The organism is Azohydromonas sediminis, from assembly GCF_003574675.1.
Lineage (GTDB): Bacteria > Pseudomonadota > Gammaproteobacteria > Burkholderiales > Burkholderiaceae_C > Calidifontimicrobium > Calidifontimicrobium sediminis.
Map to the genome: position 1 here is coordinate 1 of NZ_QOAZ01000066.1, position 4,276 is coordinate 4,276.

The following is a 4,276-nucleotide window of genomic DNA, read 5'->3' on the forward strand; positions in this document are numbered from 1 at the left end:
TGACCGCCTCGATGAGCCGCAAGGGCGATTGCTGGGACAACGCACCCACCGAGAGCTTCTTCAACAGCCTGAAGAACGAGCGGGTGCACGGAACCACCTACGCGACGCGAGCCGACGCGATGGCCGACCTGTTCGAGTACATCGAGGTGTTCTACAACCGCAGTCGCCGCCACTCCACCTTGGGCTACAGCTCGCCGGTTCGGTTCCTCGAGAACTGGATCCGCAAGCATGCTGCTCAGCAATCCAAGGCGGGATGAGAGCGGCCCCTTGGAAGACGAAATTCGACGGGCACCTCAAACACATGATGAAGGAACCGAACACATGACCCACACCACCCCCAACTCCAGAAGACAGTTTTTTGCCGGTGCCGCCGCTTCGGTGGCCGGCCTGGCCGTGGCCCGTTCCGCTTTGGCTGGTTTGCCCGAGCCCGTCATCCAGACTTCGGTAGAGACGGCTCCACCGTTGATCCCGACGACCGGTCGGCCCTACAACCCGGTGGTCACACTCAACGGCTGGACCTTGCCCTGGCGCATGAACAACGGCGTCAAGGAATTCCACCTGGTGGCCGAACCGGTGGTGCGCGAGGTCTCGCCGGGCTTCAAGGTCAACATGTGGGGCTACAACGGCCAGAGCCCGGGCCCGACCATCGAGGTGGTTGAGGGCGATCGGGTGCGCATCTTCGTGACCAACAAGCTGCCCGAGCACACCACCATTCACTGGCACGGTCAGCGCCTGCCCAGCGGCATGGACGGTGTGGGGGGCCTCAACCAGCCACACATCCCGCCCGGCAAGACCTTCGTCTACGAGTTCGAGGCGCGACGCCCTGGCACCTTCATGTACCACCCGCATGCGGACGAGATGGTGCAGATGGCCATGGGCATGATGGGCATGTGGGTGACCCATCCCAAAAACAAGCATCCGCACATCAGTGATGTGGACCGCGACTTCTGCTTCCTGCTCAACGCCTTCGATGTGGAGCCCGGCAGCAAGACGCCCAAGGTCAACACCATGTTGGACTTCAACATCTGGTGCTGGAACAGCCGGGTGTTCCCGGGCATCGACACGCTCAACGTGCGCCTGAACGACCGCGTGCGCATTCGGGTGGGCAACCTCACCATGACCAACCACCCGATCCACCTGCACGGCCACGAGTTTCTGGTCACGGGTACGGACGGCGGACCGACCCCACCGAGCAGCCGCTGGTATGAGGTCACCGTCGATGTGGCCGTAGGGCAGATGCGCCAGATCGAGCTGATCGCCGACGAAGAAGGCGACTGGGCCCTGCACTGTCACAAAAGCCACCACACCATGAACGCGATGGGCCACGATGTGCCGACCATGATCGGTGTGGACCACCGAGGCCTGGTCAAGAGGATCCAGAAGGTCGCGCCCGATTACATGCTCATGGGCGAACGCGGCATGGCCGACATGGGCGAGATGCAGATGCCGATTCCCGACAACACGGCGCCCATGATGACCGGCACCGGCCAGTTCGGCCCGCTGGAAATGGGCGGCATGTTCACGGTCTTCAAGGTCCGCAAGGACCAGAAACCAGGCGACTACAAGGACCCGGGTCCGTACAAGTTCCCTGAAGGCACCGTGGCCTACGAATGGAACGGCACGCTCCCGCCAACGCCGCGCCCAGCGGCCGGCAGCGACACGACCCCGGCCGCCGCCACCGCGATCAAACCCACCGCCAAAGGTATGTCCCACTGAAATAGGCCATTGCACGCTTCAACACCGTTTTTTCTCAACCGTTTCCCCAACCAAAACCCCAAGGACAACCATGATATCCCTCAAGTTCAACGTCGCTTCCTGCGCCGGCTTTGTTTTCGCGGCGGCCAGCTTGGCCGCATCGGCTGCTTTCGCTGGTGGCACCCATGGCGGCGGCCATCACGAAGAGTCACCCATCGGCAAACCGGGTGTTGCCGCCAAGGTCACGCGCACGATCCAGGTCGAGATGAGCAACGGCATGCGCTTCAAGCCGTCGAATATCCAGGTCAAGCGGGGTGAAACCGTCCGCTTCGTCCTGAAGAACACCGACAGCGTCAAACACGAGTTCAGCCTGGGTACGCCCAAGGAGTTGGCGGAGCACTACGAGGTGATGAAGAAATTCCCCGACATGGAGCACGACGAGCCCAACAAGATCTCGCTCGCGCCTGGCAAGCAGGGCGAGGTGATCTGGCAGTTCACCAAGGCCGGTACCGTGGATTTCGCGTGCCTGCACGTGGGTCATTTCGACGCTGGCATGAAGGGGCAGGTCAAGGTGGCGGCCAAGTGAGCCTTCTTATGGTTATCTTCACTCAACGAAAGGAATTCACGATGAAGCTGCGAGTGATTTTGGGTGCCGGCGCACTGGCCTTCACGGCCTTTGCCGTCAACCCGGTGTTCGCCCAGATGAACATGGACCACGGAAAAATGGGCATGGCGGCCATGCCCGGCATGACCGACGGCGAGGTCCGCAAGATCGACAAGGACGCCGGCAAGATCACCATCAAGCACGGTGACATCAAGCACATGGACATGCCCGGCATGACCATGGTCTTCGTGGTCAAGGACAAGGCCTTGCTGGACAAGACCAGCGTCGGCGCCAAGATCCAGTTCATGGTAACGAACGAGAACGGTCAGATGACGGTGACCGACATCCAGCCAGCGAAGTGATTCTTCAGCGCGCAGGTTTCCTCCGTTCAACTGCGGTCGTCCTGGCACTCGCCGGGACGATCGCAGCCTTTCTATGGTGGCGATCTGCGGACCGCTTCCAGCCAGTTCCTGTCGGGATGCTTCGCGTGGATGACGCCGCGATGCTCAAACAGGGGGCGCTGATTTATCAGGCCCGCTGCGCGAGTTGCCACGGCGTCCATCTGGAGGGGCAAGCCAACTGGCGCGAAAGAGGCGCCGATGGGCGATTGCCTGCACCTCCCCACGATGCAAGCGGCCACACGTGGCACCACCCGGACGATGTGCTGATTCGCATCACCAAGGAAGGGGTGGCGAAGGCCGTCGGCATGCCCGACTACGCCACCAACATGCCCGCCTTTGGCGATTCGCTCAGCGATGCCGACATTGTGGCCGTGCTGTCCTGGATCAAGTCGCAATGGGCGCCAGAGATACGACGCCACCACGACGACATCAACCGGCAGGCTCAGCAGCAGTCGCCGCGCTGAACCTGACTTTTTTGTCATCTCCGGGTCATCTTGCCGACCTGGGTCGATTACTAGAGTGACCCCATGGCATTTCGCCATGCGTTCTGTCACGAAAGGAAATCGACATGTCCACCTTGATCCGAAGCCTTCTTGCCGTGGCCGTCGCTGGTGCGGCGGTCTCCGCGGCGGCGCAGCAAACCACCGACCACACCCAGCACCACCCGTCCACCTCGGCGACCAGCACCGCAACCCAGCCAGCCACACCCCAGGCAGGCATGCCCATGGGCATGTCGTCAATGCCACAGATGCAGCAGCACATGCAGCAGCACATGACCACGATGCAGGCGCTGCGCACCAGGATGGCGGCCGCCAAGACACCGGCCGAACGCGAGGCGCTGATGGCCGAGCACATGAAGGCCATGCAAGAGGGCATGGACATGATGAAAGCCATGAAGCCCATGGGCGGTATGGCTGGCATGCCGGGGATGCAGGGGATGGGTGCCCCGGGCGCGGCCACGCCGGACCTGACACAGCGTCTTCAAATGATGGAGATGCGCATGGACATGATGCAGAACATGATGGAAATGATGATGCAGCTCATGCCGCCATCGCCCGCCAAACCCGGCGCTCAGTGACCGCGCCGACGTTCTGGCGCTGTTCCTGTTTTCGTATCCAGTTCAGGAGATTGTGTGATGTCGATGTTTTCACGGCGGCAGTTTCTGGGCGGCATGGGCGCGCTGGGGGCAGCAGCAGCCTGCCCGGGCGCCTGGGCCGCCTCAGCCACGCCGTCAGGCCTGTCCACCGACGCGGTCCCTCGCCTTGAAGCGCAGGCGACGGGCTTCTCCAACCCCTAGCGCCTGCCGGGCACCAGTGGCCTCTTCGGGGTGCTGCCCGCAACGGACTTCAAGGAAGTCCATGTGGTCCGCAGCGAGATCGAAGTGTTGCCAGGCGGCGCGCGTCAAGGTAGTTGTCGCCTCGTTCATGCAGCCAGTGGCTGCGTATCGACGCACCCTGAGCGTGTCTTGACGACGGCGTCGCGTTCAGGGTTCAGAGTCACCGCAGCGATGGGCGTCCAGTTGCGCGTGTCGCCCGACCAGCGGCGCGGGTGGCGCTCGCGAGCCTGCAGGTACAGC

Annotated in this window: 7 protein-coding genes; all 7 read left to right on the forward strand. The window is 62.6% G+C overall.

Annotated features, from left to right (window positions below):
• A partial coding sequence (locus DRV96_RS17465; RefSeq protein ID WP_162911129.1) for an IS3 family transposase occupies positions 1 to 257 on the forward strand: 257 nt, incomplete at its 5' end.
• 64 nt (positions 258 to 321) lie between these two features.
• The gene (locus DRV96_RS17470; RefSeq protein ID WP_119293522.1) at positions 322 to 1,716 is read left to right on the forward strand and encodes a multicopper oxidase family protein; all 1,395 of its coding nucleotides are present in this window, start codon (positions 322 to 324) and stop codon (positions 1,714 to 1,716) included.
• Positions 1,717 to 1,786: 70 nt separating this feature from the next.
• Positions 1,787 to 2,281, forward strand: coding sequence for a cupredoxin domain-containing protein (locus tag DRV96_RS17475; protein WP_119293524.1), 495 nt, complete (start codon positions 1,787 to 1,789; stop codon positions 2,279 to 2,281).
• Between the two features lie 41 nt (positions 2,282 to 2,322).
• Positions 2,323 to 2,661, forward strand: a complete 339-nt coding sequence (locus tag DRV96_RS17480) for a copper-binding protein (RefSeq protein ID WP_119293532.1) — start codon at positions 2,323 to 2,325, stop codon at positions 2,659 to 2,661.
• Between the two features lie 116 nt (positions 2,662 to 2,777).
• Positions 2,778 to 3,164 carry a c-type cytochrome gene (locus DRV96_RS17485; protein ID WP_119293526.1) on the forward strand — a complete coding sequence of 129 codons (387 nt, stop codon included), beginning with the start codon at positions 2,778 to 2,780 and terminating at the stop codon, positions 3,162 to 3,164.
• A 104-nt stretch (positions 3,165 to 3,268) separates the two neighbouring features.
• Positions 3,269 to 3,778 carry a hypothetical protein gene (locus tag DRV96_RS17490; RefSeq protein WP_119293528.1) on the forward strand — a complete coding sequence of 170 codons (510 nt, stop codon included), beginning with the start codon at positions 3,269 to 3,271 and terminating at the stop codon, positions 3,776 to 3,778.
• A 63-nt stretch (positions 3,779 to 3,841) separates the two neighbouring features.
• Entirely contained in the window at positions 3,842 to 3,997 is a 156-nt protein-coding gene (locus DRV96_RS18880) for a twin-arginine translocation signal domain-containing protein (RefSeq protein WP_419187068.1), read from the forward strand.
• Positions 3,998 to 4,276: the final 279 nt, after the last annotated feature.

Excerpts from the sequence above, each read along its gene's own strand:
- DRV96_RS17490 (WP_119293528.1), top strand. The coding sequence starts at position 3,269 with ATGTCCACCTTGATCCGAAGCCTTCTTGCCGTGGCCGTCGCTGGTGCG.
- DRV96_RS17475 (WP_119293524.1), top strand. The coding sequence starts at position 1,787 with ATGATATCCCTCAAGTTCAACGTCGCTTCCTGCGCCGGCTTTGTTTTC.
- DRV96_RS17470 (WP_119293522.1), top strand. The coding sequence starts at position 322 with ATGACCCACACCACCCCCAACTCCAGAAGACAGTTTTTTGCCGGTGCC.
- DRV96_RS18880 (WP_419187068.1), top strand. The coding sequence starts at position 3,842 with ATGTTTTCACGGCGGCAGTTTCTGGGCGGCATGGGCGCGCTGGGGGCA.
- DRV96_RS17485 (WP_119293526.1), top strand. The coding sequence starts at position 2,778 with ATGCTTCGCGTGGATGACGCCGCGATGCTCAAACAGGGGGCGCTGATT.
- DRV96_RS17480 (WP_119293532.1), top strand. The coding sequence starts at position 2,323 with ATGAAGCTGCGAGTGATTTTGGGTGCCGGCGCACTGGCCTTCACGGCC.